The sequence below is a fragment of the Paraburkholderia sp. MM5482-R2 genome (assembly GCF_050436125.1).
GTDB lineage: Bacteria > Pseudomonadota > Gammaproteobacteria > Burkholderiales > Burkholderiaceae > Paraburkholderia > Paraburkholderia tuberum.
On the sequence record NZ_JBNDLP010000002.1, the window covers coordinates 1,244,562 to 1,269,120 of the forward strand.

General features: G+C 56.0%; 17 protein-coding genes and 1 pseudogene. 3 read left to right on the forward strand and 15 right to left on the reverse strand.

The features are described from left to right. Nucleotides 1-75: 75 nt before the first annotated feature. The 3 genes from OKW37_RS08640 to OKW37_RS08650 all read right to left on the reverse strand — a co-directional run bounded on the left by OKW37_RS08640 (nucleotide 76) and on the right by OKW37_RS08650 (nucleotide 4,511). Nucleotides 76-612 carry a hypothetical protein gene (locus OKW37_RS08640; protein WP_429406985.1) on the reverse strand — a complete coding sequence of 179 codons (537 nt, stop codon included), beginning with the start codon at nucleotides 610-612 and terminating at the stop codon, nucleotides 76-78. Nucleotides 613-621: 9 nt separating this feature from the next. Then, on the reverse strand, nucleotides 622-3,264 hold the full coding sequence (locus OKW37_RS08645; RefSeq protein ID WP_429406983.1) for a hypothetical protein: 2,643 nt from the start codon (nucleotides 3,262-3,264) through the stop codon (nucleotides 622-624). Nucleotides 3,265-3,347: 83 nt separating this feature from the next. Then, nucleotides 3,348-4,511 (reverse strand): patatin-like phospholipase family protein, encoded by a 1,164-nt coding sequence (locus OKW37_RS08650; RefSeq protein WP_429406981.1) that lies wholly within the window; start codon nucleotides 4,509-4,511, stop codon nucleotides 3,348-3,350. A gap of 922 nt (nucleotides 4,512-5,433) precedes the next feature. Here OKW37_RS08650 and OKW37_RS08655 point away from each other — a divergent pair. After that, nucleotides 5,434-6,567: a GNAT family N-acetyltransferase gene (locus tag OKW37_RS08655; RefSeq protein WP_429406979.1), complete on the forward strand. Its 1,134-nt coding sequence runs from the start codon at nucleotides 5,434-5,436 to the stop codon at nucleotides 6,565-6,567. Nucleotides 6,568-6,735: 168 nt separating this feature from the next. Here OKW37_RS08655 and OKW37_RS08660 read toward each other — a convergent pair whose 3' ends face one another. From OKW37_RS08660 to OKW37_RS08690, 7 genes and pseudogenes are all read right to left on the reverse strand, one after another. After that, a complete protein-coding gene (locus tag OKW37_RS08660; RefSeq protein ID WP_429406977.1) occupies nucleotides 6,736-8,289 on the reverse strand; it encodes a hypothetical protein in 1,554 nt (517 codons plus the stop codon). Next, nucleotides 8,286-10,244, reverse strand: coding sequence for a hypothetical protein (locus OKW37_RS08665; protein ID WP_429406975.1), 1,959 nt, complete (start codon nucleotides 10,242-10,244; stop codon nucleotides 8,286-8,288). The genes OKW37_RS08660 and OKW37_RS08665 overlap by 4 nt, the downstream gene beginning before the upstream one ends. A 79-nt stretch (nucleotides 10,245-10,323) precedes the next feature. Beyond that, nucleotides 10,324-10,707: a hypothetical protein gene (locus OKW37_RS08670; RefSeq protein ID WP_429406973.1), complete on the reverse strand. Its 384-nt coding sequence runs from the start codon at nucleotides 10,705-10,707 to the stop codon at nucleotides 10,324-10,326. 1 nt (nucleotide 10,708) lies between these two features. Then, entirely contained in the window at nucleotides 10,709-11,365 is a 657-nt protein-coding gene (locus tag OKW37_RS08675; RefSeq protein WP_429406971.1) for a hypothetical protein, read from the reverse strand. Continuing rightward, entirely contained in the window at nucleotides 11,362-13,698 is a 2,337-nt protein-coding gene (locus OKW37_RS08680) for a hypothetical protein (RefSeq protein WP_429406969.1), read from the reverse strand. Before OKW37_RS08680 ends, OKW37_RS08675 begins: the two co-directional genes overlap by 4 nt. Before the next feature lie 12 nt (nucleotides 13,699-13,710). Then, on the reverse strand, nucleotides 13,711-15,567 hold the full coding sequence (locus tag OKW37_RS08685; protein ID WP_429406967.1) for a hypothetical protein: 1,857 nt from the start codon (nucleotides 15,565-15,567) through the stop codon (nucleotides 13,711-13,713). 602 nt (nucleotides 15,568-16,169) lie between these two features. Next, a pseudogene (locus OKW37_RS08690) lies at nucleotides 16,170-16,448 on the reverse strand (peptidogalycan biosysnthesis protein); the annotation flags it as partial. Between the two features lie 150 nt (nucleotides 16,449-16,598). On the opposite strand from OKW37_RS08690, the gene OKW37_RS08695 reads away from it, so the two are divergent. Both OKW37_RS08695 and glnK read left to right on the forward strand, forming a co-directional pair. Continuing rightward, nucleotides 16,599-18,311: an NAD+ synthase gene (locus OKW37_RS08695; protein ID WP_429406965.1), complete on the forward strand. Its 1,713-nt coding sequence runs from the start codon at nucleotides 16,599-16,601 to the stop codon at nucleotides 18,309-18,311. A gap of 102 nt (nucleotides 18,312-18,413) precedes the next feature. Beyond that, nucleotides 18,414-18,752, forward strand: coding sequence for a P-II family nitrogen regulator (glnK, locus tag OKW37_RS08700; RefSeq protein ID WP_013088783.1), 339 nt, complete (start codon nucleotides 18,414-18,416; stop codon nucleotides 18,750-18,752). A gap of 182 nt (nucleotides 18,753-18,934) precedes the next feature. Here the strand turns inward: glnK and OKW37_RS08705 are convergent, their stop codons facing one another. The 5 genes from OKW37_RS08705 to OKW37_RS08725 form a co-directional block, all read right to left on the reverse strand. Continuing rightward, nucleotides 18,935-20,092 (reverse strand): porin, encoded by a 1,158-nt coding sequence (locus OKW37_RS08705; protein ID WP_429509799.1) that lies wholly within the window; start codon nucleotides 20,090-20,092, stop codon nucleotides 18,935-18,937. Nucleotides 20,093-20,706: 614 nt separating this feature from the next. Further along, complete coding sequence (locus OKW37_RS08710) at nucleotides 20,707-21,486, reverse strand: ABC transporter ATP-binding protein (protein WP_184021339.1); 780 nt, start codon at nucleotides 21,484-21,486, stop codon at nucleotides 20,707-20,709. Between the two features lie 39 nt (nucleotides 21,487-21,525). Further along, nucleotides 21,526-22,239 carry an ABC transporter permease gene (locus OKW37_RS08715; protein ID WP_018419774.1) on the reverse strand — a complete coding sequence of 238 codons (714 nt, stop codon included), beginning with the start codon at nucleotides 22,237-22,239 and terminating at the stop codon, nucleotides 21,526-21,528. Then, entirely contained in the window at nucleotides 22,236-22,925 is a 690-nt protein-coding gene (locus OKW37_RS08720) for an ABC transporter permease (RefSeq protein WP_184007926.1), read from the reverse strand. The genes OKW37_RS08715 and OKW37_RS08720 overlap by 4 nt, the downstream gene beginning before the upstream one ends. Nucleotides 22,926-23,199: 274 nt before the next feature. Beyond that, nucleotides 23,200-23,976 (reverse strand): ABC transporter substrate-binding protein, encoded by a 777-nt coding sequence (locus tag OKW37_RS08725; protein WP_429356801.1) that lies wholly within the window; start codon nucleotides 23,974-23,976, stop codon nucleotides 23,200-23,202. Between the last annotated feature and the right edge of the window lie 583 nt (nucleotides 23,977-24,559).

The window sequence follows — 24,559 nt, forward strand, 5'->3', positions numbered from 1 at the left end:
AGGGTATCTTCAACGAAGTCTAGGAAATCCGGATGGAAAGGTCACCCTTGTAAACGCTGACCCGGTATCGTTGACCTACAAAAAGTCCAGTCGTGGCAAGTTGTAGCGGCGGCTACGCCTTAACTGTGGCATGGCGTGGCATTGGAGGGAATCCACGCACACATTCCAGTTATAGGTTTGGCGTGCTCGGGCTCGTTCCACTGAAGGGTTTGGTTGGGAGCAGCTGTGTGCAGGTATGCTTACCGTAAGTGAGGCTAGCCGCTCGCCTTGCTTGGCTCCAAGGATATCGTCGCGCTCTGGCGGTGCATTGTTATCAAGGCGAAAGTAGCCGTTGAACCACACGTTGCCGAAAGTCACACCCAGGCCGCTCGCTTCTCCCAAAAACTTAACCGCTCCGCCAATTTGGTCAGCATCGACATGAGTTACCACGAACAACTCCAGATGAAGCTGTCCGCCGCGCTTCTGTTTCTCCTCATTTATCTTCGCTTTGAGTCGCGGCCACGCGCTAACGGCACCAGCATCAATCAGAATAACCTTGGGCGCGGACTGGACGCCATACTCAAGCCAAAGGCAATCTCCATGGTCCGCTGGCAGCATGTGAATTCTAAACATGGCTCTACCTCAATGATGAATCCGCCAACCTGTGTTCCCGTACGCTACCAGGCTCAGGACGAATGGATTTCCGTTGGCCAACATTCTTTGCTTCACGAGAAGAAATACTTCATCAAAAGTGCGCTCTTCCGAGGCAGCGGCCTTTAACTCGGCAAGTAGCTCTCGAACGAACTCGACTGTCTGCCTGCCTCGAATGGTTGCCACCGTTCCGATTGTTATCGCGGCACCACGGTATCTAAACTCGCGCACGACGCTTAAGAATGGAATCTGCGGAAGGGCATTGCTACATCCAAGCAGCAAGACAATCGGAGTGCTCAGAGATGAACATCTCACGTAGCCCTCGTCCATATGTACTGACTCGATGGTGTCCCCGCTAATTTCGAGTGCAGGAAAATGAGGGGTCGTTAAAGATTCTAGTGAGTGCGGCAACAGCACTAGCAAGGCGGGCGCCTCTGTCTTGATTTTTTGTTGCCATTCAATCCATGAAGAGGCGCGTTCGACACTAATGCCCGCATCACTTAACACCGACGCCACGCCTTTCGGTGCCTCGATGTCGGACAGACGGACACGCTTGCTTGCGGCGAGCAGAGCACTCTTCATCGGCTGAAGGTAGTCTCGCTCAAGTAGCGGTTGTGAAAGGCGATATTCAAGCCGTCCATCCGTAGGTTGTCGCTCAATACATCGTGAAAATCCCCAAAACGCTGCGGGACAGACCCATTCGGCATCGTCGCGGTTCGGACAGGTTGCGTGCACGGATAAGTCGCGCAAAGCGGCAATCGCATTCGTACAGCGCTTCGCTCCCTTCATCGGCGCGCGGCCGTTATAGACAAATTCGATTGGGAAATATTGTCCCGAAGCTCCTTCAATGACCTGTATTCTGGGTGCAGCAAGAAACGGCTCCATTTGGGTCTGTCGTTTGAGCGTAATGGCTAGCGCTGCACCTCGCATCGCCAGCGAATGTAAAAGTGAGCACATTCGGTCGTCGTCAAGGCTTGCTATCGATTCGGAGTCCTCGTCGGCCGCTACGTTCAGGGTGCTGAGGTCATTTCGGATATCAGACAGAAGAATGTCTAACCCTTCCGGCACAAAGAATGTCGCTGAGCTTGGCGTTATAGCAGTCAGCGCAGTGGAACCTCCCAGCGGCGAATCGTTGACAAGCAGTGCTGCATCGAACTTTGGTGACACCGTTTTCTCACCAAAATCCGACGATACGATGCTTTCAACAGCGAGTTCGAGACGTGCCGTACCGTCTCTTTTGATATCGGCGGTTAGGAGTAAGGTCTGGAGGATGCGATTTTGATGTAACACAATGATGCGCGCCATCGTACTAATCAGCGGTGCGGGGCTCTTGAAATCGAAGACTGCTCGTGAGCTATCGCCGATGCGAGGCAATACAATAGTCCTGGCTTGAGGGGCGGCTGGTGAACCGTCAGCGTCATGCCAAAGGGGTGTGAAGACGACCGTGAGAGGATGCTCGATTTCTGCGACAGGCAATTCCGTCTCATCGAAAGGGTGCTCGGGTGCTAGTACGCTGTCCCGATTCTGGCCAATGAATATCGCCGCCCGATACTTCGACGAAGGTTGGATACTTGAAGAGGCGTGCTCCCAACGTTTGTGAATGCGCGCCGACAATTCCAGCAGTACAAAGCGGGACGCACCCTCATTGTTGTCATTCTCTAATGTCGCGGGACTTCGTGGCGATGAGTATTTTGTGCCCAGTGGGACGGCTCGTAGGCCCCGTCTCAGCCGTTCCACAAATGACTTTGCAAGCGCGCGTAGCGTGGAAGGATTTCTCGGGATAGAGTGTTCTTCCAGTTTCCAACTTTTTATTTTTTCTGCTGCGACATCTCGGTCGATATCCGTTGCTAGGGAGTGTCGTGCAGCAGCTGCATTCCGAAAAACACGCGCTTCCGCCGCAGTGTCACCATGCTGAAAATTCTTCTCGGGTCGAAAACGTGGGTAATGTTCGAGACCGTAGTCCTCCACTACTTCGAGTACCTCGTTTAACGTCAAATAATCATGTCCGTTCTCTTTGCCGCGAACGAGCGCCTTAACTAAAAACGTCGTGAACAAGGTGCCTTCGTCTTCGGGCACAGAGCGGAACGAATATTCGCTGGGGGGAGTCAACACGACTTCACCTTTCAGGGGCTTGAGCGTGTGGAAAGGTCCGTTCCACGTCGCCATTCCCATCGCGGCGCCTCGCCCAACTCGCGCGTCGAGGATGAAGAAACGTTGGCTTTGCGGCGCAGACCTGTATATAACGCTTGAAAGCGCATCAAGACCTAGGGAAGTCAGGGCGATGTATTTCTCCTTTGTAGCCGCTATGCAGAGGGAGACTTTATCCTGGTCAACGGCGGCGTATCCGACATAATGAACGAAAATGTTTAGGATATGGTTCGTGCTTCTACTAGTCTCCTGCATCCGGTGCACGAGACGCTCGACTGCATTTATCTGTGTTGTATTGTTTTCATGGCTGTTAAAAAGGTCGAGAACGTTTCTGGGAGATACTCCTAGCCCGAGCGGGCTCAGCAAATAATGCCGAAACATCCGCGACGCCGTTGCGAATTCGGCGACTCTAGGGAGGCTTAAAAATTGGGGGAAATCGGTTGCGCCCAGAAGTATCGCCGCATTAAGTTGCTGGAACTGGTCCACATGACTCTCCATTGAGGCAGGGAACGACGGCACTATTCTCGCTTTGGAGCCGTCACCTTCGGTAGGCGCGCACTAAAATTGCCCTACACAGGTGAACGGTCATACGGGAATTTGGTGGCAGCTCCGATGCCGGGGTCCACCCATTTTCGCAACGCAGCGTCGCACACTGCGTACCCCCAGTTGATTAGGCGCTCTTGCGTCTTGTCGTCCGTGTCGCCGAGTCGGGTGGGTATGTCAGCGAGTTGCTTGGTACGGTCTAGTGGACATGGTAGACAAGGCACCTGGTACTCTTTGATATCGCTGCGGATGCTCCAATAGGCCCCTTGACGTGTGCCTTCAATAAAAGAGCTAAGTAGCTGACGTTTCCGTAACGAGCGGACTTGGTTGTCGACTACATCTAGAATTCGCGTAGCGTGGTGTGGCCAGTCTTGGTTTGGGACGTCGTTTGGCGTCATCTTTTGTCCCCCATCGCTTACCAGTAGCGTCCTGTAACGTTTCCACGCGGTCTCAAGTCCGAGATTGTCGTACACGCCCCCGTCAGTCAGATAGATTTCTGTCGTGAACGGCGGTCTATGAAGGGGCTCGCCGGATGCGGGTGCCCATTTAAACCCAAACCCGTTAAGCCGGGCCGGTGATAGAAACGGTGGGAATGCGGACGATGCTGCGACGGCGTCGGCCAAGGACACAGTGGGACAGAGGACCTGTCCCACGAGATGGTCTCGCATATAGGGCTTGGAAAAGCGCCACAACGCACCGGACTGAACGTTTGTCGCGTTGATAACGAATCTGGGCGGGTCGTCAGGAAGCGCCTGCAGGGTGGCGGTTCCGTAAAGATGTTTGGTATAAGCGTCAGCTACGTATTCACTTGTCGACCCTGGAAAGAGAATGCTCTTGCCTATAGCCGCATAGTCGACGGTAACGTGTGCGAACTTGCGAATTGGCTCTACTAGCTCTGTTGCGAATGCATCGGTAGGTGCGTCGGGGCTATAAATCGTCTTCCATTTCAGTCCAAGGAGTGCTGCAACTATGGACCCTCCGGAAACGCTCGATACGCGCTTCAATTGGCTCAGTAGTCCAACCTCATGGAGGCGCCAAAGGGTGCCGGTATGAAACAGCATGGCTCTGTAACCACCACCGGACAAGCAAAGGGCCATTCCTTCTTCCGGCTCCCGTGTCGTACGCCGCTGCGCGAGTTCTGAAATGGGGGCATTTGCAGGAGACGAACGGCCAACGGTGTCTTCGGTCATCGCTCGTCTCCTTCCGGCGGGCACCATGTTTGACTTCCGATTAAGCCTAGCCGTGCTTGCGCGGGCGCACCGCCCATAAGTATTATTTTTCGCTTCTCTAGCAAAATAGAGCGCTTCATCCTATCTGAATGTGTGTTTTGCTTCAATTGTACTTTTGCGCTCAAAAATACATCCGTATTGTGCATTGGTCTGCCTCGGGATTCTTGACCGTATCAGTAAGCTGCCAACCAGTGACTTGAATGATTGTATTGAGCGTCCAAAACTTTCCGTGTCATTTCAATACCTGCAACACCCGTTTTCGCTCCGCTCGCAATATTCGTCTGAAGAAATAATATGCTTGCTTGCAGTGCGGCAATCTTTGTTGAGTTTAGGAAACCGAATTGGAAAGGACATCCCCGTAAACGCTCACGGCGCATTGCTGACTTACAAAGCGACGTTAGGGTCGATTTGTGCGCGGTTACCGTAAAGCGGAATACCGCTGCGGAGTCAGTTCTATTCGCTGACCACTGCGTGGCGGGTGCATACATGTTGTCCACGCCAATATTTGTAGAAACGTTGAGGATATCCTGCATCACAGTGCGGGAACGTACTGACACTTGGTGAGCGGTTTGGCTGTGGGATGTTCCAAGGTTCCAGCGAGCGCGTCGCTTCGGCAGAGTGATGAGTTCGACCAGATAGGCACTCTGTAGCCGCGTCCCGCTGCTCTTGACGAACAATCGCGTTCGCTTTCGTGAGCGGGCGATTTTACCGGCGCTCCAATGTCGAGCGTCGCAACGCGGGCGGTCTGGGTGGCGCATTCGAATGTTCGAGAAAGGGCTCGGAGTTGTTGACGTGCAGCGCCTCCTGAAGACTTTCTCAGTATCGGCGACAATGCCGGTTTCCGCCGCTATCTGCGGTTGGGGCGTTCAGGAGCGAAGCCAAGGTGAGCAGCAAAGTCGAAATCCACGTAGTGGATTCAATCTCGGAGGTCCCGGCGGACGAGTGGAACGAACTCGCCCAAGGCAATCCGTTTGTGCAGCACGAATTCTTGTCCGCAATGCATGACACCGCATGCGCGTCAGTGCATACCGGCTGGCAGCCTTATTTCATGTTGATGCGGCGTGGGCGCGAGCTCGCCGGCGCGATGCCCGTGTACTTGAAGTCCCACTCGCGCGGCGAATACGTCTTTGACCACGCCTGGGCAGATGCCTTCAAGAGGCACGGGTTGCGGTACTACCCCAAATTGCTCTCTGCCGTGCCATTTTCGCCGGTGACCGGCCCGCGCCTGCTGGCGCCCACGCACGCGGACCGGGTGCTACTGGCACGTGGGGCAGTGCAGCTGGCCAAGCAGATGGAGGTGTCGTCGCTGCATGTGTTGTTTCCTCGCGAGGCGGACCTTGAGGCGCTGACCGAGGCTGGCTACATGCTGAGGGAAGGTGTCCAGTTCCACTGGGAAAATTTCGGTTATGAAAGCTTCGACGCTTTCCTGTCGAAGATGTCCCATGACAAGCGCAAGAAGGTGAAGCAGGACCGGCGCAAAGTGATGGACGCTGGGGTGACCTTTAAGTGGCTGCGGGGTGCTGATGTGGATGATACGGCGCTCGACTTTTTCTACGAGTGTTACGAGAACACCTATCGCGAACACTGGAACCCGCCATACCTCACGCGGGAGTTCTTCGAACAGATACACTCGACGATGCCTGATGCCATCTTCCTTGTCGTCGCTGAGGTCGATGGCCGACGGCTCGCGTGCGCGCTCAACATCGTCGACGGGGACACCATGTACGGGCGGTACTGGGGCACAAAGGAGTTTGTTTCTGGCCTGCACTTCGAGGCCTGCTACATGCAGGGCATCGAATACTGCATCGTAAATGGTCTCAACAGCTTCGAGGGTGGTGCTCAGGGCGTGCACAAGATGTCGCGTGGACTGCTTCCAACGGCAACGTGGTCCGCGCACTGGATTGCCGACAAGAGGTTTGCTCACGCCATCAGTGAATTCCTGGACCAGGAGACGGCAGCGATGGACGAGCACATCGGGGAACTGGAGGCACATACGCCATTCAAGAAGCGGCTGTAGTGCTGCGAGGGTCATAACTGTGACATGACTTGCGAGCGGGTATCCGACGCATGCAGTGCAAAAGACCTAGACGCGCTACCTTCTATGGCCGGAGATTCGTACGCGTCTGATGGACGGTTAAGCGGAATGGACGTGTTGAGCAGGGATGGTCAATTTGCCACGCCACATTCATACCGACATGCGCTTATCTCGAACTTTCGACTGGGAGCCTCGACCGGAAGGAAGCTTTGTCAATGATGCGAGCCGCTTTTTTAACCGTCGGTTTTCTGCTGTCAGTCTCGCGACTCGGCGCCTCACTTGTTCGCGTGAACTGGCGGTGTGCTCGCCTCCGTACTCTGTTTCGAGAAATGCCAGTCGGGTCTTCAAATCCTGATTCTCAGATTCTTTCTGGGACAACCGCATACGCAGTTCCGGCTCCATAGGCATTGCATGGACAAACGTCATCGCGTGTACGTAGCTTTGCCATGCAAATTCGCTTGAGTGGTTGAGGCATTGTTTGAGCGTCGGTGCAACGTTTTCCCAACTGATTGCAACGTTGCTCGACTTGAATCCTTCGACAACCGCGCGTGCCTTTTCATTCCCGTGAAGGCGCCGAACCGAGTGCAACCCGCTTCCTTTAGGTGCACCGATTGCGCGAAACGCTTGCGTGAAATCGCGCGTGATTGAGCGAGGGAGTGGAGGCAGCCCCGAGTCCGACAGAAACAGCTTACCAGAGTCGGAACTTCCAGTTAGTCCACGAGCGGCCAGCAAGGCTGCGCGTTCTTCCCGGATAAAATTTCGCACACTAATAAACCAGGCGATAGATAGAGGGCGTGCCTTGGACCCGGAGTTTTTTTGCGAAGGAGGAGTAATTAGAATCTCTGACTCACCCTTCGCTAACGCGGCTTCGAGCACTGCATCGGAGAACTGTTCAACTTCCAAGCTAAGCACGCTGCTGCGACGCCAGCCGGTGTATTGAACGAGCCGTAAGATGAGTGTATTTCTCCGTGCCGGGTGAGCGGACTTATAGTTTGTGATAAACCATGACTCGAGCCTATCCACATCGTCAGGGGTCGCCCAATACTGTTCCGACGAAGTCCGCGAACCCTCCCCAACCCTTCTATAGCACAAGGGGAACACCCGTTGACCGTCTTCGCCTGAACGCGGGCCCTCCTTCTTCCAACTTATAATAGCACTAGGGATAGCGTCACTGTCCTCCATTCCTATCATGTTTGAGACGAGCTTCGCTTTTTCTTGTGCCCACCAGAAAAACTCGTAGACCGGACGTAGTCGGTAATTTACGGTTCGTTTAGCTGTCAAAAGGTTTCTCGAACTGGCCTGAGACCTGACTTGTACGAGCAGCCATTTTCTGAAATCTCTTAGCATCTCCTCGTCAACGCTGGTCCAGTTCCGGCCCTGTTCACCCAAGAACTGCTGCAGCTTTATCATTGAAATGGCGACACGCGATACACCGGAGTCAAACGAAAGCGAATCCTCTTGAACGCACTGGTCGTCAAGTGCTATCGCAGCGTTCAAAATGAATCGATTGAACGCCGTTGCGAGAGCCAGCTTGTTATCCCGCAGTACGGGTACCCGCTTTCCAGGTCGCAGTTCCACCCATATGGTCGAAGGCGAATATTGCGGCTTTTTTCGAACCTGTTTAAGCAACAGTTGCTTCGCGATACTCGTCGCGGAAAGATTTGGCCATCGTTGCGAGTCTTCTGCTCTTAGTCTGTATTTCACAGCACGGCTCCCACTTTGTTGAGGCCAATTGTGTCGGACAATCGACCAAAGGAATCTGGGGGTGCGACTAGAATCACTGCTCCCGCGCTTCTTGACATAGCGCTGTAAATCCACCTTCTATTGCACAGGGGACTCGATTCCGCGAAGGCAACAATAAACTCACACATGAGAAAGCCTAAGAGCGACAAGGGCACCGCGTAGCCCAAGCTTAGGTGCTGAGTATCGTTTGCAGTGAGCTGTACTTCGCCAAGTCCCGGGAAAGAGACCTGCACTGCGGAATATTCCATATCTCCGTTATGGTCAGGCGCGCATCGAGCGGGTGAGTAGATAGCGGAGATGATGCCTAAGAGACCACTGAACATACCGCTTCTATGGACCGGTCCAAGCCACACGACCGGCTCGCTGAGCTGCGCCGAGATGTTCCCCATCAGGCCGACAGAGTCATCCGGCTGACCTTGTTGTCGCATCAGCCGGCAATGTTCATCGTGCATTTCACGGTTAAGCTGTGCGGCAGTATGCTTCTTTACGGTCGCAATGATGGTAGTTCCCACCTCACGCGCCATTCGCGCCCACGCGAGGACCGACCTGAAACTGTTGGCAAAGTTATCGCCGCTGGCCACCCATAAGTCTGGATAGGGTGCGAGGATGGTTGACTTGCGAAGCTTTTCTAAATCACTCTGAAGAGGTTCGATATCGTTCCTTGGAGCCGGTGTAAGCCGAATTGAATCATCGCTCCGATTTCGCCATCTCCTCAAGACCTTTTCTGGACTTTCGCTAAGCGCTAGTGAGACGAAGGAACCTAATCCATGATTAGGTAGCCGATTTGGCTCGTTGACTAGGAGTATCTTACTTCCGTGCGGAAAGAGTGGCAGTAGGAACGAGGCGGTGAGCAAGTCGAGTTCGCCGCTATCATGAATCACGAAATGTGATGAGCCGTGTGGTACGTATCTGCCTGAAAGAAGCTCAAACAGGTGAATGACGTGCCCCGACACTCCCAAGGCGTGTAGATGGTTTCGGCGAACAGAGCTAGACACGACGTGCGTCGCTGATGAATCTCGAACTATCGCCATGAGCGCGTTGTAATAACCGGAAAATCGGTCAATACAAGTGACGTCGACACGCAGTTCAGCGACCGTAGGCGTCGCAGGCTTGTCGCAGAGTCCATCCATCGACAGGGCGTCGAGGTCGATTGTGTGGTGTAGACCACATCGCTCTTGCATTCCGTCGATGATTTCGCGCAGTCCAGAGGAAATGACGAGTTCATGGTGCTCTGACGGTTCGAGCGCGACTACGGAATGTTGTTTCGCCAGACTGAGTGCCTGCTCGGCGAGCAGAGGGTTTCGAAGTCGGGCCTCGAGGTGGCGGGAAAACTCACGGTTAGTTGAAGCACATCTTCCGGACATGTGCAGGCCATACAGCACGCTTGACGCTGCGGCGAGTAGTCGGTTCGGGGAAGTGTCTAGTATCGGCGACACACGCCGTGCGGCGATGTCGAGGTCTTGCCATGCGCAAAATGGTACAAGTTTGTAGGGGTCTGACAACAAGTTGCTTTCTGCCTGAAGACCCCAGAATCGGCTGACCTGATGTTCTAGGCGCATATCGAGCCCTAGTGTAGCCAGCACCCGTTGCGCTACGACGGAGCTTTCGTAGCGGCGCCATCCGGAAATCAGCCTCAACATCACCGTAGACGTGAGGCCCAGCTTCTCAAGCGTTAGAAAGCTTCCGGAAGATAGAGTCTCGACTAAGCTATCGCCGACACTTGCTCTAATCCTACCCACTATAGATGGGCCAATGCCGGCAAAAAACGGATGATTCCCCAATAAGGTATAAATCGACGATTGGTCGGGTGTAAGTCTTCTGACAGCGGTGGCGACGAATTGCAATCCGTAGATGGTGTCGTTGTCGAACGAGCCTGACACGAGATAGCGTTCACCTCGCCACGGTGCAATAGGCACTGCATCATATGCTGCGACGATACGGTGAGACAGGCCTCCCTTAAAGTGGAGCCTAAAGATTGCCCCTCCGAACGGAGACCTAGATGTTATGGCTCCCACAATCCCGATTAGCGTTGTCGATGGCGACGAATCGAATCCCGGTTGTTTGGAGGTGCTCATAACGTGCAAGCTCCCGGATTAAGTGTTCGTTTGTTCGCTGCAAATTGACCAACACGGTTTGCATAGCGGTCTCGTCCTTTGGAGGAGTCGCCGATGGCGCCGATGCTATATTGTCGCCGCGCGGATTTGGCAAACGTCGCAGCGCTCGGTCGAGGGTATCGAAGACGGAGTAAAGCTCATTGTTCGAGCCGATTGTTGAACGGGGAATATGAAGTGCGCTGCAAATCTTGGCGCGGTTCGCCATTCCCCATTGATTTCTCGGGATGTCCCGCAGATAAGTGTCTCGGATATATTGTGTGAGCATCTCAGCATGCTCCTTTCCGGTAAGTTGACTTGCTTTTCGGTTTGGCACGGTCAGTCCTCCCAGCGTGGTGAAGTCCTGTGACTTGTACTTGGGCGCTCGCTAGTTCAGCGTTTTTACTTAGGAGAGCCTGTATCTGCTCCTCCTGTTCCTTCTCGTTGCGCACCCTTAGTGCATGTTCCCTAATGTACTTTTTCTCGGCATTCTCAACCTGCCTTAGAAGGCCGGCTACGTCGGTTTCTTGAATATGACAGAGCACTTGGAGGCGAGCACGCTCAGCAAGCAGTTGCCTAATCAAGGTAGACTTGGTTTGACCAGACTGTACTTTCCCGGACACATTCAAGGCCTCAAGCAGCTTGTTGGCTTTGTTTTTCAATTCAGGGTGGTTATCGAAGGTCCCTCGGCTTTGGGTCGAAAAATCGAGGTGGAACTGCTCTCGAACATAGTCACAGTTTTGCGAGCCGTTCCACGCCGCTAAGGCAAAAATGGAGGTTGGGTAATAGTCGAGGACCAATTCTCCATCGGTGTCACGGATTGGCGTTCCGTTGACGTCGCGCTGATACGGAACCGAATTTTTTATCCACTCGCCAAGCACACCGAGCTTTCGTTCGATGAGTTCTGCCGCTCGACGGTGGAAAACTTCAGACACGTGCGTGCTCATTGGTACTCCCCAATGGTTTGGTTCCACGAACTTGTGAACGCTGCGAATGCTGACGCGGTGCGGTCGCCTGTGTCCAGCGCGAACTTGATGACATGGCGTAGTTCCGTCGCAGCGTCAGATGAGGCTGACCTCAGGTCCGACGGGAGTGAGAAGTCGCTCGCATCGCGCTCCAGTCGCATGCATTCCGTCTGCATGGTGTGTTGGTGGTTCGTTGTGGAGATACAGTTTATGCAGTGGCAGCACATATCAGCACCTGCCCGCTCCGGATGAACCCTGTCGTCTACAGAATCGTGGCACTTGGCTTTCCGGACGGTATGACGATTCTTGCCCAACATGCATGTGCAATGAGGTTTGGGGTCAGCTCGAAACCCCATCTTCGTCAAGCAACCGCCGAGGAACGCAGCTTTTTCCTGGATAGACGCATCTTGGAATTCGGCTGATTTTCCGAGCCATTTGGCTACCCGCAGAATAATTCGGGAAAAATGTCCGGCGACCGGCTCCCCAGACAACATTCGCTCTACCTTGTCGGTAAGGTATTCCTGCGAAAGCTCCTCCAAGACCGTGTTCGTGCTGTGCTCTTCACATTCGACCAATTTCAACATCTCTCTTATCGCATCAGGGTCCATTTCGGAGAGGACGTCTTCGACATAGATACGCGTTTGGTCCGGTGAAAAATGCCAATACTGGTTCTGCAAGGCAATCAAATTGGGGTCGTCGTGACGATATGTATACAGGAGTCCATAAAATCTGCGGAAAGGATGAAGCTTTCCATCAAATTTTTTCCGGTCTATTTCGAGCCCCTCGAAAAAATGGTCTGATTGTCTCCCAAAATCAAATATCGACGGGCTTTTCCCTTGGCGAAAGCCGCAGCGGGAGAAAAATCGATAAGCGAAAAGTTTATCGCTATAATCTTTTGTCGTCTGGTGCAATACGTTCGACGGTGTGTTTAACGGGCGAAACATATCACTGAGTAGCTCGAGAACTCGAACGCACCGTTTCACGAGTCCATTACAAAACATATCGGTGTATGCTCGAAGAGTCTTTTCAATGTAAATCTCTATGATGAACACATCTAGGTCTTCCTTTATCGGACGAACACAGCCACGATGCAAGCCATAAGGGCGGTCGTGTCCGACGACCTCTTCACGTCTGCGGGCGTGGTTAAAAGAGATGAGGATTGCGCAAGAAGAAAATAGGTTTTGAACTAGCACCTGCAACGAGTCAGGACTTTTGTCTGTGATATTGCGGAATGATAGGGCGGGCAGGTCGTATTTTGATTTCAGCTGAGGGTATGCTTTTGCCACGGCGGCGAGAATGGACAACTGCAGCCGATGGTCTGAAAGGTCTGAACTAAATTTCCGTTCCAGCTCACGTCTTGCTACCCGACACAGTTTAATTATTCCAATAGCTCTCTTATATAGCCAATGCATCGATTCGGTCATAACTTTGGCTACGTCAGCGATATTCAGGTTTGCTGTTCGGCCGCTCTCTTCGTCGGGTCGCAGCGCCCTGGCTCGGCCAGTAGGTGACGGGAATGGGCGGTACGGTATGCAATCCGTACCCTCCATGCCGCTGAGCAAATTAATATCTTCGAAGACTACGCGAAGCATTTTCACTGAGGTGGTGGGATTCGGAGAGCGCGCTTTGACCTTGCCGTTCCATTTCGCTAATTTTGCCAGTTCTTCGACAAACCACGTGGGCACCTGAGCTGATTCTATAGGCATGCGGAGTGCAAGTTGCAATTTCCTGAGATTGAATTTGAAATCTTTGGTAGTCGCCGTCCCTTTGAGTGAGTGAACAAGTGTTTTGGATTTTTTTGCGAGTTTCAAAAGCTTTTTAAGCGCATGTTCATACCCAAGCGTATTCCACCACCCACCTTTGGCCAAATTTACGGAAAGAGTATTTATGAATTCTTCGTCAATTTTGGATAGTGCATATCGACCATCGCGAAATGCTGCTATTATTAGGCGGAGATAATTGTTCATGAACGACGTAATACGGGCGGCAAGGAAACCCTCGTGGTGCTGAAAACAAAGGTGATTTAGTGAAATCTTCAGAGGAGCGACGAGCTTGGGAAAGTCGGCGAGACATATCGAACGATGAACACCCACTCCGCCGCTAACGTCGAGTACTATTTGGCAAAGATTAATGGAAATCTGTTTCGAGTCGTTTGAACCGTATTGGTGAACATCGATTCGGATGCAGTCATCATTCCACGCGCTTAGATACCGAGCATGCTTTGTGTATTGGTTGAAAGGCTCCGTCGTTGGTTCTGCGTCGGTGTTGTCAGCCCGGTCGGTCGGGTCAGCGAAGTGCGACTGTGCTCTTCTCATTTTTGCCTCCGATTATTTCAGGAATGGTGCGAGTGGGCTTGCCTCGATTGCTCGATGCAGGGCAATACAAAACGCGATGCGCGGCAAATGAAAAGCGGAGAAGCGTCCTGGGTCGCCTGACTTCAAAACGTGGAAGTGGCGGCGGTAAAACGCCAGTTGACGAGCACAGTGGACAGCTTCACATGGGCCAATTTGGATAGCAAGAGGTTCGTCATTATTCGCTTCGTTAATCCATTTGTCGCAAATTGAGTCACGGGTCTCTGACAAAATGGCGGACGAGGGGAAGAGCCTCTTCACCGAAGCGGCCTCTGGGTCGGCGCTGAGGTCGTTGTAGCCCGATATCCACTCTATCGATTTCTGCAGCAGGCGACCGAATCGAATAATGCTCGCTTCAGATAAAGTAGCCATCATGTGCGTAGTCAGATAATCGACGGTCGTCTTCACTGATTTGTGGCCGGCCCTTGCCTGTACGGCAAAGAGATTCCCATTCGATTGAGTAAAGTGCGCGTTTATGCTTAGGGTTCTAAGTTTTGAGAGCGTGGCTGGAGAGAGTCCTAAAGATTCGACGAAAACATTGAAGTTTTTGTTTAATTGTGTAGGTGTCCTAAATACTCGGTCGCTGCTTCTTAGGCACAGGAAGCAAAAAATCGAGTTAGTATCGCGAACAGCATAAAGGTCGACAGATTTGTTGTGGTCCAAAAGTAAGCGAACTGCACGAATCGCGGCCGAGCTTTCGATTTCCCTATCGTCTTGAGTTACTGGAGCATCTCCGGGATTGACGGTCACTGATGCTTGAAGTTGATTGGATTTGGTCTTAAGCGCAACAAATCGGTACCGACCTCCCGGGAGCGGAACAATTTGACTGGGGGTTAGACTAAGCAGAGCGCCGGCGTTGAGGTTCGTCTCGAGCATAAGTATTACAAGGCATGCTAACAGGACGTGCCTTGGCAAATAAATATCGGCAAGGGACGCTTCAAATGCATACTCCGAACCTTGAGAGGACGCATGTTCCCGGAAGGTATCGATGCTATGGAAGGGCAGTTGTGCAGTCGCACCTTTTTCGTAGAATTTTGCCCTCTCGACGATTTGTAATAAAACCCATTCGCGTGCTGGCTGGGGGAGTTTTTCGATGCTCCTACGCGCGGGAAGTTTGCCTTGTTCCAGTCGCTCTAAAAAGTACTGAGGAACTTCTGGTGGCTGAGGCGTCGATTTGATGCGCCGGATACGAGCAGCCCAATCTTCATGCTGGTCTAAGGCCATGATGGAAGGTTGTCGATATGCCTCAATAGCGTCGTGAAGGACTTCGTTTGCTGCGTGGATTGCTTCTGTTGGATGGACGCGGCTCAACGTGTGTTGGTCAAATTGAGTAAATCCGGCTGTCTTGGACGCGGCAACAGCGAGTTGCCTGTACCGTCGCGCCCGGGGGTGCGTTGCATTGTGACGGGAAGCATACGACTTGATGCCTAACGCAGCAGTTTGTCCGTTTTTGAGGAGCTTGCCGCAACGCCGAAGCACACTCCTCACGCCACAGACGTACTGGTAGCGCGAAGCCGCCGGAAGAGCTTCCACGACTTTGTCGACGCAGCGTAGGCACATGACTATGTCGGAATGTTGTAGCTCCCCGGGCGCCGTCGAAAGGATGCTTTGCGCACTTGATTGTGTTGCCAACAGCTCAAGAACACGTTTTAGCTTGTTGACTGTAGCTCGTTGCGCAGGGCAAGGCAGGCCATGAAGAGATTCCCACATAAGGCCGCCCGACTGCAATCCAAGTGCCGCGAAATCGAAGGTGATTGATGAAGTTGCGGTCACGCCGTATTTGGTGCTCTCCACCATTATCTTCGCTTTGTTCGCCGTCCACTCGTGTCTCATATTTCCAACCGAACTCTGCAAAAAAGGATATCTACTGTTTTAGTAAGTCGGAGAGGTTATTTCAAGGTTTACGATGAGGCGTGCGGGTAATTGCGGAGGTCGAGCATACTATTAAAGCCGAGTCGGGTTTTTGGTTTGGTGCGATGCACCAAATTACGTCGGAGGCCCGTCCTGTAGGGTTCCAGAGAAAAAAAGTGCAAGACGAGATATTCCGAAGGATAATTTTTTGCGGAGCGATGCAATCTATTTTACAGTTGCTGTTGATTGCGATAGCAAATGTAAAAAATCTGGTTTGACGTTTTTGGTGACAATTAAATTGCCTACCGATTTTTTCTAATATTTTCTTGAGCTTATACGATGAAGGTTGCCTAATCTTATATTCGTGCCGCTGACCTCTCCAATTGCGTTTATGCCTTTGGCCGATATGGCTTAGTGACATAGCAACAACGACGCCGGACCAGCGATTTGAGCGGGTGGGCTGACACCGGTCGCATCCAGCTTTCCAACGTTGCCCGGGTATCGCCAATTGCGCGAGGTACAAAAAAACGTTGTTTGTCAACGGGTTGCGGATGGTCGGTCAGTCAGTCAGCGCAGTCTGGGCGCCATAATGTAGCGTACTCGCCGTACGAGTGTCCCTTCAGATAGACGGGCGCCGCCGCCGCGAGCATGCCCGTGCGCGCGTCAGTCAGCGTGACGAATTGCGGCGCCCAACCGGTGTCGGGAACCGCGCATTGCGTCGCGTTGAGCGCGCTCAGAAACTCGTGCCGCAAAAACGGCGTGGGCTGCGCCTGCGCGGCGAGGAGGGCGTTCCACTCGGCGGCGTCCACCTCGGAGGGCGAGGCCAGAATGCCCGTGCGATAATCGATACGTTGCTGGTTCAATCTGAGTGACTGTATGCAATGACCGGCGCGGCGCTGTGAAACTGAAGCTGCCACGTCGTTCGTTGAGTTCGTTTATCCGGTTTGTTCAATCCCGTCGAGCCATCGAGCCGCGGTACCGCGAGCCGTGAAGGCTTGCCTGTCGATCCTGCCATGAAGACCCGAATCGCTCTTGCTCAAATCAATGTCACCGTCGGCGACTTCGCCGGCAACGTCGCGAAGATCGTCGCCGCCGCGCGCGCCGCGCACAGCGATGGTGCGAAGCTGCTGGTCGCGCCTGAACTCGCGCTGTCGGGTTATCCGCCCGAAGACCTGCTGCTGCGCCCCGCGTTCTACACCGCGAGCGCGGCCGCGTTGGCCGATCTCGCCGCACAGTTGAAGCCGTTCACCGGTCTGCATGTGATCGTCGGCCATCCGCTGCGCGACGGGTCGGACAACCTCGCGCACCGCCCGGCGAACGGCCATGGTAATGCAAACGCGCCGATCGAGCGCGGCGTGCCGCCAGTCGATACGTTCAATGCGGCATCGCTGATCGTCGACGGCGAAGTGAAGGGCACCTATCGCAAGCAGGATCTGCCGAACACCGAAGTGTTCGACGAGAAACGCTACTTCGCCTCCGACCCGCAGCCGTTCGTGTTCGAACTCGACGGCGTCAAGTACGGTGTCGTGATCTGCGAGGACGCGTGGCATGCGTCGGCCGCGCAGATGGCAAAGGCCGCGGGCGCGCAGGTGCTGCTGATTCCGAACGGCTCGCCGTACCACCTGAACAAGGAAGCGGTGCGCTTCGACATCCTGCGCGCGCGCATTCGCGAAACCGGGATTCCGATGGTCTACGTGAACATGGTCGGCGGCCAGGACGAACTCGTGTTCGATGGCGGTTCGTTCGTGCTCGACGCGCGGGGCGAACTCGTCGCGAAGCTCGCGCAGTTCGAGCAAGCCACGGCTGTCGTGGAGTTCGACGCTGGCACGCCGTTGCCGGCCGCGATCGCGCCGGAGCAGTCGATCGAAGCGCAGGTCTACGCGGCGCTCGTGATGGGCGTGCGCGACTACATCGGCAAGAACGGTTTTCCTGGTGCTTTGATCGGTCTGTCGGGCGGCGTCGATTCGGCGCTCGTGCTGGCCGTTGCATGCGATGCGCTCGGCGCCGACAAGGTGCGCGCGGTGATGATGCCGTCGCGCTACACGGCCGATATCTCGACCAGCGACGCCGCCGAGATGGCGCGCCGCGTCGGCGTGCGCTACGACGAGATCGCGATCGCGCCGATGTTCGATGCGTTCCGCGGCTCGCTCGCCGAAGAGTTCGCGGGCCGCGCCGAGGACGCGACCGAAGAGAACATTCAGGCGCGCATTCGCGGCACGCTGCTGATGGCGCTGTCGAACAAGTTCGGCTCGATCGTGCTGACCACCGGCAACAAGAGCGAGATGGCGGTCGGCTATTGCACGCTGTACGGCGACATGGCCGGCGGCTTCGCGGTGATCAAGGACATCGCGAAGACGCTCGTGTACCGGCTGTGCCGCTATCGCAACGCGGCCACCACGTTTGCGACGCGCGACGTGATTCCCGAGCGGATTCTGACGCGCGCGCCGTCCGCCGAGCTGCGCGAGAACCAGACCGACCAGGACAGCCTGCCCGAATACGAAGTACTCGACGCGATCATGCGCATGTATATGGAGGAGGACCGTTCGCTCGCGGAGATCATCGCGGCGGGTTATCAGGTCGACGACGTGAAGCGCGTCACGCGCCTGATCAAGATCAACGAGTACAAGCGCCGTCAGGCGCCGATCGGCATTCGCGTCACGCATCGCGCGTTCGGCCGCGACTGGCGTTATCCGATCACGTCGCGCTACACCGAACCGGTGGAGTGAAAGACGGCACCCGCGCGCGGATGCCGCAATGCATCCGGCGCGGCGTAGAATAAAAATCATCCTTTTCCTTTTCACTCTTCCCATCAAGAGACGAGGTTCGCCATGAAGCGCATCACCGCAGTCATCAAACCGTTCAAACTCGACGAAGTGCGCGAGGCCCTCGCGGAAGTCGGCCTCACCGGCCTGACCGTTACCGAGGTCAAGGGGTTCGGCCGCCAGAAAGGGCATACCGAGCTCTATCGTGGTGCGGAATACGTGGTCGACTTTCTGCCGAAAGTGAAGATCGAAGTCGTGGTCGCGGACAGCCAGTGCGATCAGGTCATCGACGCGATCATCGGCGCGGCGCGTACCGGCAAGATCGGCGACGGCAAGATCTTCGTCGCGGACGTCGAGCGCGTCATCCGTATCCGTACCGGCGAAGAGAACGAAGCGGCCGTATAAGCTGTGCAATCACGCACCGGCCCGGTGCGCGCAACGGCAAAGACCGTGCGCCGAATAAAAAACGGTGCAATACCCTTGCGGATATCGCACCGATACGCGCCTCTCGCAGCAGCGTGAAAAAGATTCTCTCGAAGAAACCTGTATTGCACCCCGAGGGATGACCCTCGGGGCGCACCGTTCGATTAGAACGAGTGCTGGATACCTGCGTACACGCCGCTTTGCTGGCGGCCTTGCAGCGGGTTGTCCGTTGCAGCGGCGAAGCCCGCATTGTTCGCGTTCAGACCGAAGTTAGCATTGCGGCTGTTGCGCACCGTCGCGGCTTGCAGGTCGAGCAGCGTGCGCTTCGACAGGTTGTACGAACCGCCAATCGTGTAGATCGTCGCATTGCCCGCGCCGTTGTTGCCGTTCACGTGGTAGACCGCCGCGATCAGCGCTGCAGCCGGCGTTGCCTGCCACGTCACACCGCCCCATTCGTGATCGAGCGTGGTCGGCTGACCGGGCAGAACCCCCGTTGCGCCTGCCGAACGGACTGCCTGGTAAGCAGCCTGAATCTTGAACTGGCCGAGGAACACGTTCAGCAGAGCGGAGTACTCGCGCGATGCAGCGAATACGCCGTTGGCCGTGTTAGCCGTATTGATACCGTTGTTGGCAACCGGGCCACCCCACAACCCACCGGTCGTCGGGTTGCGGATTTCGTCGTACAGACCGCGGACCTGAAAGAGCGAGGTCGTGTAGGTGACCTGCGCGCCAGCTTCGCGACCTTGCGGCGTCGTGCCGTTACCGTTCCAGCTCGTCGCGTTCGACAGCGCGTACTGACCGTAGAAGTCAAAGCCTGCGATCTTCGGCGACTGGTACGCGAAGTTGTTGCTCGACTGCGGCCAGTTGCGGCCACGCACCAGCGATGCCGACGACCAGTCCGACTGACCGAACGGGTCGAAGTCCCACACGCCGTTCGAGATGAAGAGCATGCGGCCCATCGTGAACGTACCGTACTGGTTGTTCGAAATACCGACCGTTGCCCAGCGATTGAAGAGACCGCCGCCGCCGGGACCTGCGCCCGTCATCGTGTTGAACGAGCCTTCCAACTGGAACAGGATCTTGTTGCCGGCGCCGATGTCCTCGACACCCTTCATGCCCCACAGGCTGGTGCCCCAGTCGCCGCTTTCCGCCTTGAAGCGGTTCGAGCTGGTGTTGGCCGCGCCGTTGGCGTTAGCGCCGGTCGGGACGCCCGACATGTACTCGAGACCAGCATCCAAACGGCCATACAGCGTGACGCTACTCTGAGCGTGTGCAACAACGCCGGCCGACATCAGCGCAGCGACGAGCAAAGCTTTCTTCATCTTCTCCTCCATACCCTGTCAAAAAAGAAACCCAGTACTGCGAGTGGTGTTCGGACGCGATAAGCACCGAACAGAAAGCGGTACCAGGGAGAGTGGCGGGTGGATAGGGATTCTCCTGTCATGACATGTAGCGTCGAGCTATCTTTGCGTCATGCCGATCCCACGCCGACCGGTTCTCCTCTGTGTTTTGAAGTGAAACTACTTTTAATCAACTTTGTTTTGCTACTTTGGTTACCAATTTATCAAAAATAACTTTAACTGGAAGAAGAAATTAGTACCGTCCACAAGGGGTGTCGCCAAATTGCAATACGAATGTGGGCCGGCGCCCGAAGCAGTTTCTCGGGAAAAGGCGCAAAGCCTTGTCCGGCAAGGGAATCGCGGCCTGGAAGCGGTCGGATTAAGGATTGCCACTATTGACGAGTCAAAAGTGGCAGTGTAGGGCGAAAACTCGGCCTGAATGGCCCGTTTTGTGGGATTTTCGACGCTTTTTCGTCGTTCGAATGGCCGGGCGGAAGGACATGGTAAAAACGAAAAAGGCGCTCGTAAGCGCCTTGTAAAGCTACATTGACTACATTTTCCATGCCATTCGCATCATAAGTCGCGGGGTAATTTTATTACTTGAGACTGCCCGACAGGAATTGCTTCAGACGTTCGCTCTTCGTGTTCCTGAACACTTCGTCGGGATGGCCTTCTTCCTCGACGCGGCCCTGGTGCAGAAACATCACGTGGTTCGACACATTGCGCGCGAAGCCCATTTCGTGCGTGACGACGATCATCGTGCGACCTTCCTCGGCGAGCTTCTGCATTACCTTCAGCACTTCGCCGACGAGCTCCGGGTCGAGCGCGGAGGTCGGCTCGTCGAACAGCATCACATCGGGGTGCATCGCCAGCGCCCGCGCGATCGCGACACGCTGCTGCTGGCCGCCCGACAGATGCGACGGATACTGCTTCTCGAGACGCGGCGCGAGACCGACCTTCTCCAGATATTCGCGCGCGCGGTCCTCGGCTTCCTTGCGCTTCAGACCGAGCACATGCACCGGCGCCTCGATGATGTTCTCGAGCACGTTCATGTGCGACCACAGGTTGAAGTGCTGGAACACCATCGAAAGCTTGGTGCGCACACGCTGCAACTGCTTCGGGTCCGACACGCGCAACGCGCCGTCCCTGGCGGTCTGCGTGCGCACTTCCTCACCGTCGACGAAAATGCGCCCCGCGTTCGGCTGTTCGAGAAAGTTGATGCAGCGGAGCATCGTGCTCTTGCCCGAACCGGACGAACCGATCACGCTGATCACGTCGCCGGCATTGGCTTTCAGCGACACGCCCTTGAGGACTTCGTTGTCGCCGTACTTTTTGTGAAGCTCGTCGACGAAGAGCTTCTGCTTCTTGGAGTTCATCAGGATCCTTAACGAGCTTGCTTGTCCAGGGACGCGCAGTTACTTGCCTTGCGGCCGCAGGTAAGCGAGCCAGCGACGCTCGGCGCGGCGGAACAGCCACACGAGCGCGAAAGAAATACACAGATACAGCAGCGCGGCGATGCCGAACGCATTGAACGACTGGTACGTCGCGGAGTTCACGTCGCGCGCGATCTTCAGGATATCCGGCACCGTGGCCGTGAACGCGACGGTGGTCGCGTGCAGCATCAGGATCACTTCGTTGCTGTAGTAGGGCAGTGCGCGGCGCAGCGCCGACGGCAGAATCACGCGCCGGTACAGCGTGAACGACGACATGCCGTACGCGCGCGCCGCTTCGATCTCGCCGTAGGGCGTCGCCTTGATCGCGCCCGCGAAGATTTCGGTCGTGTACGCGCAGGTATTCAGCGTGAACGCGAGCAGCGTGCAGTGCATGCCGTCGCGAAAGAACGCGTTGGTCAGCTCGTTGTTGCGGATGATCTCGAGGCTGTAGAGACCCGTGTAGCACAGCAGCAGCTGCACGTAGAGCGGCGTGCCGCGGAAGATATACGTATAGAGCCACACGAGGCCCGCGAGCCATTTCTTCTTCGACACGCGCGCGACCGCGAGCGGCACCGACAGGCAGAAGCCGAGGCCGATCGACACGACCAGCAGCCATAACGTGATCGCGACGCCGGTGAAGCGATAGCCGTCGGTGAACAGATAGTTGCGCCAGTATTGCTGAATGATCTCGATCATAGATCCGCCTTTCGCACGCCGGTCGAGTAACGCTTTTCGAGGTACATCAGCACGAAGTTCGACACGGTGGTGATGACGAGATAGATCGCCCCCGCGAGCAGGGTAAAGAAGAAGAACCGCAAGGTGCCCTTGCCGGCGTCCTGCGAGGCCTTGACGACGTCGGCGAGACCGATGATCGACACGAGCGCGGTCGCCTTGACCATCACCTGCCAGTTATTGCCGATGCCCGGAAGCGCGAAGCGCATCATTTGCGGGAACATCACGCGCGAGAACACCTGCCAGCTCGTCATGCCGTAGGCGGCGCCCGCTTCGAGCTGGCCGCGCGGCACCGCGATAAACGCGCCGCGGAACGTCTCGGTGAAGTACGCGCCGTAGATGAAGCCGAGCACCGCGACGCCGGCCACGAACGGGTCGATGTCGATCTGCTCCCAGCCGAGCGCGTCGGTCAGGTTGTTCAGCCAGATCTGGATGCTATAGAACAGCAGCAGCATCAGCACGAGATCGGGCACGCCGCGCACGAGCGTCGTATACACCGTGCCGATGCCGTTCGACAGACGGTTCTTCGACAATTTCGCCGCCGCGCCGAGCAGGCCGAGCACGAACGCGAGCGCGAGCGAGAACACCGCCAGCTTGACGGTTTGCCAGGTGCCGCTGAGAAGCAGCGGGCCGTAGCCTTGAAGGAACATAGGTAGTCCACGACGATGCGCTTCTCGCGCACCGCGAAAGACGCGGCCCGCGTAGCGCCGCGTCGGGGACGAGCGCCTGGCTCGCCGTGATCCGCGGCGCACAGCGTGCCGCTGTGCAAATCATGCTGCAGAAACGTTGGTGCTCCTGCAGCGCGCTTGTGGGACTTTCGTCTCGGATTGTTTTGAATCTACTGCCTGGTGTCGCCACTTTCGTTGCCGCTTTCACCGCCACCGGCACGGGCCGGCTTACCACGCAGTATCCTGCCTGTTTCGCTCAACGGCCAGGATAAATGTCGAAATCGAAGTACTGCTTTTCGAGCTTCTTGAACGTGCCGTCCTGATGAACCTCGGCGAGCGCCTGATTGAACTTCGCCTTCAGCTCGGCATCGCCCTTGCGCAGACCGATCGCGGTGCCTTCGCCGATCGTCTGCGGATCCTTCACTTCCGGACCGGCCCAGGAGAACCCTTTGCCGCGCGGCGTCTTCAGAAAGCCGGCGTCGGCCTGCACTTCGTCCTGCAGCGCGGCGTCGAGGCGGCCCGACGCGAGATCCGCGTACACCTGGTCCTGATTCTGGTACGACACGACGAGCACGCCCTTCGGCTCCCACCAGGTCTTCGCGTACTGTTCCTGCGTCGAACCCTGCTCGACGCCGACGTGCTTGCCTTTCAGCGATTCAGGGGTGGGCAGAAGCGGCGAACCGGTTTTCGCAATCATGCGGGCGGGCGCGTCGAACATCCTGTCGGAGAAGTCGATCTGCTCGCGGCGCTTGTCGGTGACGCTCAGCGAGGAAATGATCGCGTCGAACTTGCGAGCTTTCAGCGCCGGGATGATGCCATCGAGATCCTGCGCGACCCACACGCACTTCACGTTCATCTTCGCGCACAGCGCGCGGGTCAGATCGGCATCGAAACCGACGATGTCGCCATCAGGCGACTTCGATTCGAATGGCGGATAACTTGCGTCGACCCCGATGCGCACCGTTTTCCATTCTTTCGCCATCGCGCCGGTGGCCGTGACTGCCAGAGCCACGCACAGTGCGAACTTCTTCATGTTTCTCCTGAATCAAACTGATCGTCGTAATGACACGACTCGACGAGCACCGGCCGAGGGCCGACGGTCGGTATTCTAGGCGGTCAAAATTGACGTGCCGCAGGGATCGTCGCCGCGCTCTGGTCGTCCTTGCGCGGGCGGGTTCGTCCGACGTGGCGCGCCGGTGCGGCGCGTTCGGTGCTTATCGGGCGTGGCTCGCACGGTCTGGTGCCGAGTCGAAGCCCGTCGCGCACCGGTTGCGGCCCGCCCGCCGAGGCTTGCCGGCGCGGCCTGCGCGTCCCGCGGGACGTCCACGCGGCTTGAAAAGCGCGGTATTTTACCCGAAGAGCGGCAAGCTGCCAGCGCAGCGCGGCATCGAGCGGCAAGACGCCGTGCAACGCGTTGTGCGTGCGCGACGCCGGCGCGGTTTTGCGGGCGCCGGGCTGCCGGGCGCCGGGCTGCCGGGAGCGGGGCATCCGGGCGCCGGGCTTTCCGCGCGATGGGCTCGCCGGTCGCGCGATTGCATGCAGCGATGGAACGCTGCGGTGCGGTTGCGCACGATTGTTATGGGGGGGCGCAACCCCTACATTCGCAACATCGCTCT

Excerpts from the sequence above, each read along its gene's own strand:
- OKW37_RS08640 (WP_429406985.1), bottom strand. The coding sequence starts at position 612 with ATGTTTAGAATTCACATGCTGCCAGCGGACCATGGAGATTGCCTTTGG.
- OKW37_RS08650 (WP_429406981.1), bottom strand. The coding sequence starts at position 4,511 with ATGACCGAAGACACCGTTGGCCGTTCGTCTCCTGCAAATGCCCCCATT.
- OKW37_RS08670 (WP_429406973.1), bottom strand. The coding sequence starts at position 10,707 with ATGCTCACACAATATATCCGAGACACTTATCTGCGGGACATCCCGAGA.
- OKW37_RS08675 (WP_429406971.1), bottom strand. The coding sequence starts at position 11,365 with ATGAGCACGCACGTGTCTGAAGTTTTCCACCGTCGAGCGGCAGAACTC.
- OKW37_RS08680 (WP_429406969.1), bottom strand. The coding sequence starts at position 13,698 with ATGAGAAGAGCACAGTCGCACTTCGCTGACCCGACCGACCGGGCTGAC.
- OKW37_RS08685 (WP_429406967.1), bottom strand. The coding sequence starts at position 15,567 with ATGAGACACGAGTGGACGGCGAACAAAGCGAAGATAATGGTGGAGAGC.
- OKW37_RS08695 (WP_429406965.1), top strand. The coding sequence starts at position 16,599 with ATGAAGACCCGAATCGCTCTTGCTCAAATCAATGTCACCGTCGGCGAC.
- glnK (WP_013088783.1), top strand. The coding sequence starts at position 18,414 with ATGAAGCGCATCACCGCAGTCATCAAACCGTTCAAACTCGACGAAGTG.
- OKW37_RS08705 (WP_429509799.1), bottom strand. The coding sequence starts at position 20,092 with ATGAAGAAAGCTTTGCTCGTCGCTGCGCTGATGTCGGCCGGCGTTGTT.
- OKW37_RS08710 (WP_184021339.1), bottom strand. The coding sequence starts at position 21,486 with ATGAACTCCAAGAAGCAGAAGCTCTTCGTCGACGAGCTTCACAAAAAG.
- OKW37_RS08715 (WP_018419774.1), bottom strand. The coding sequence starts at position 22,239 with ATGATCGAGATCATTCAGCAATACTGGCGCAACTATCTGTTCACCGAC.
- OKW37_RS08720 (WP_184007926.1), bottom strand. The coding sequence starts at position 22,925 with ATGTTCCTTCAAGGCTACGGCCCGCTGCTTCTCAGCGGCACCTGGCAA.
- OKW37_RS08725 (WP_429356801.1), bottom strand. The coding sequence starts at position 23,976 with ATGAAGAAGTTCGCACTGTGCGTGGCTCTGGCAGTCACGGCCACCGGC.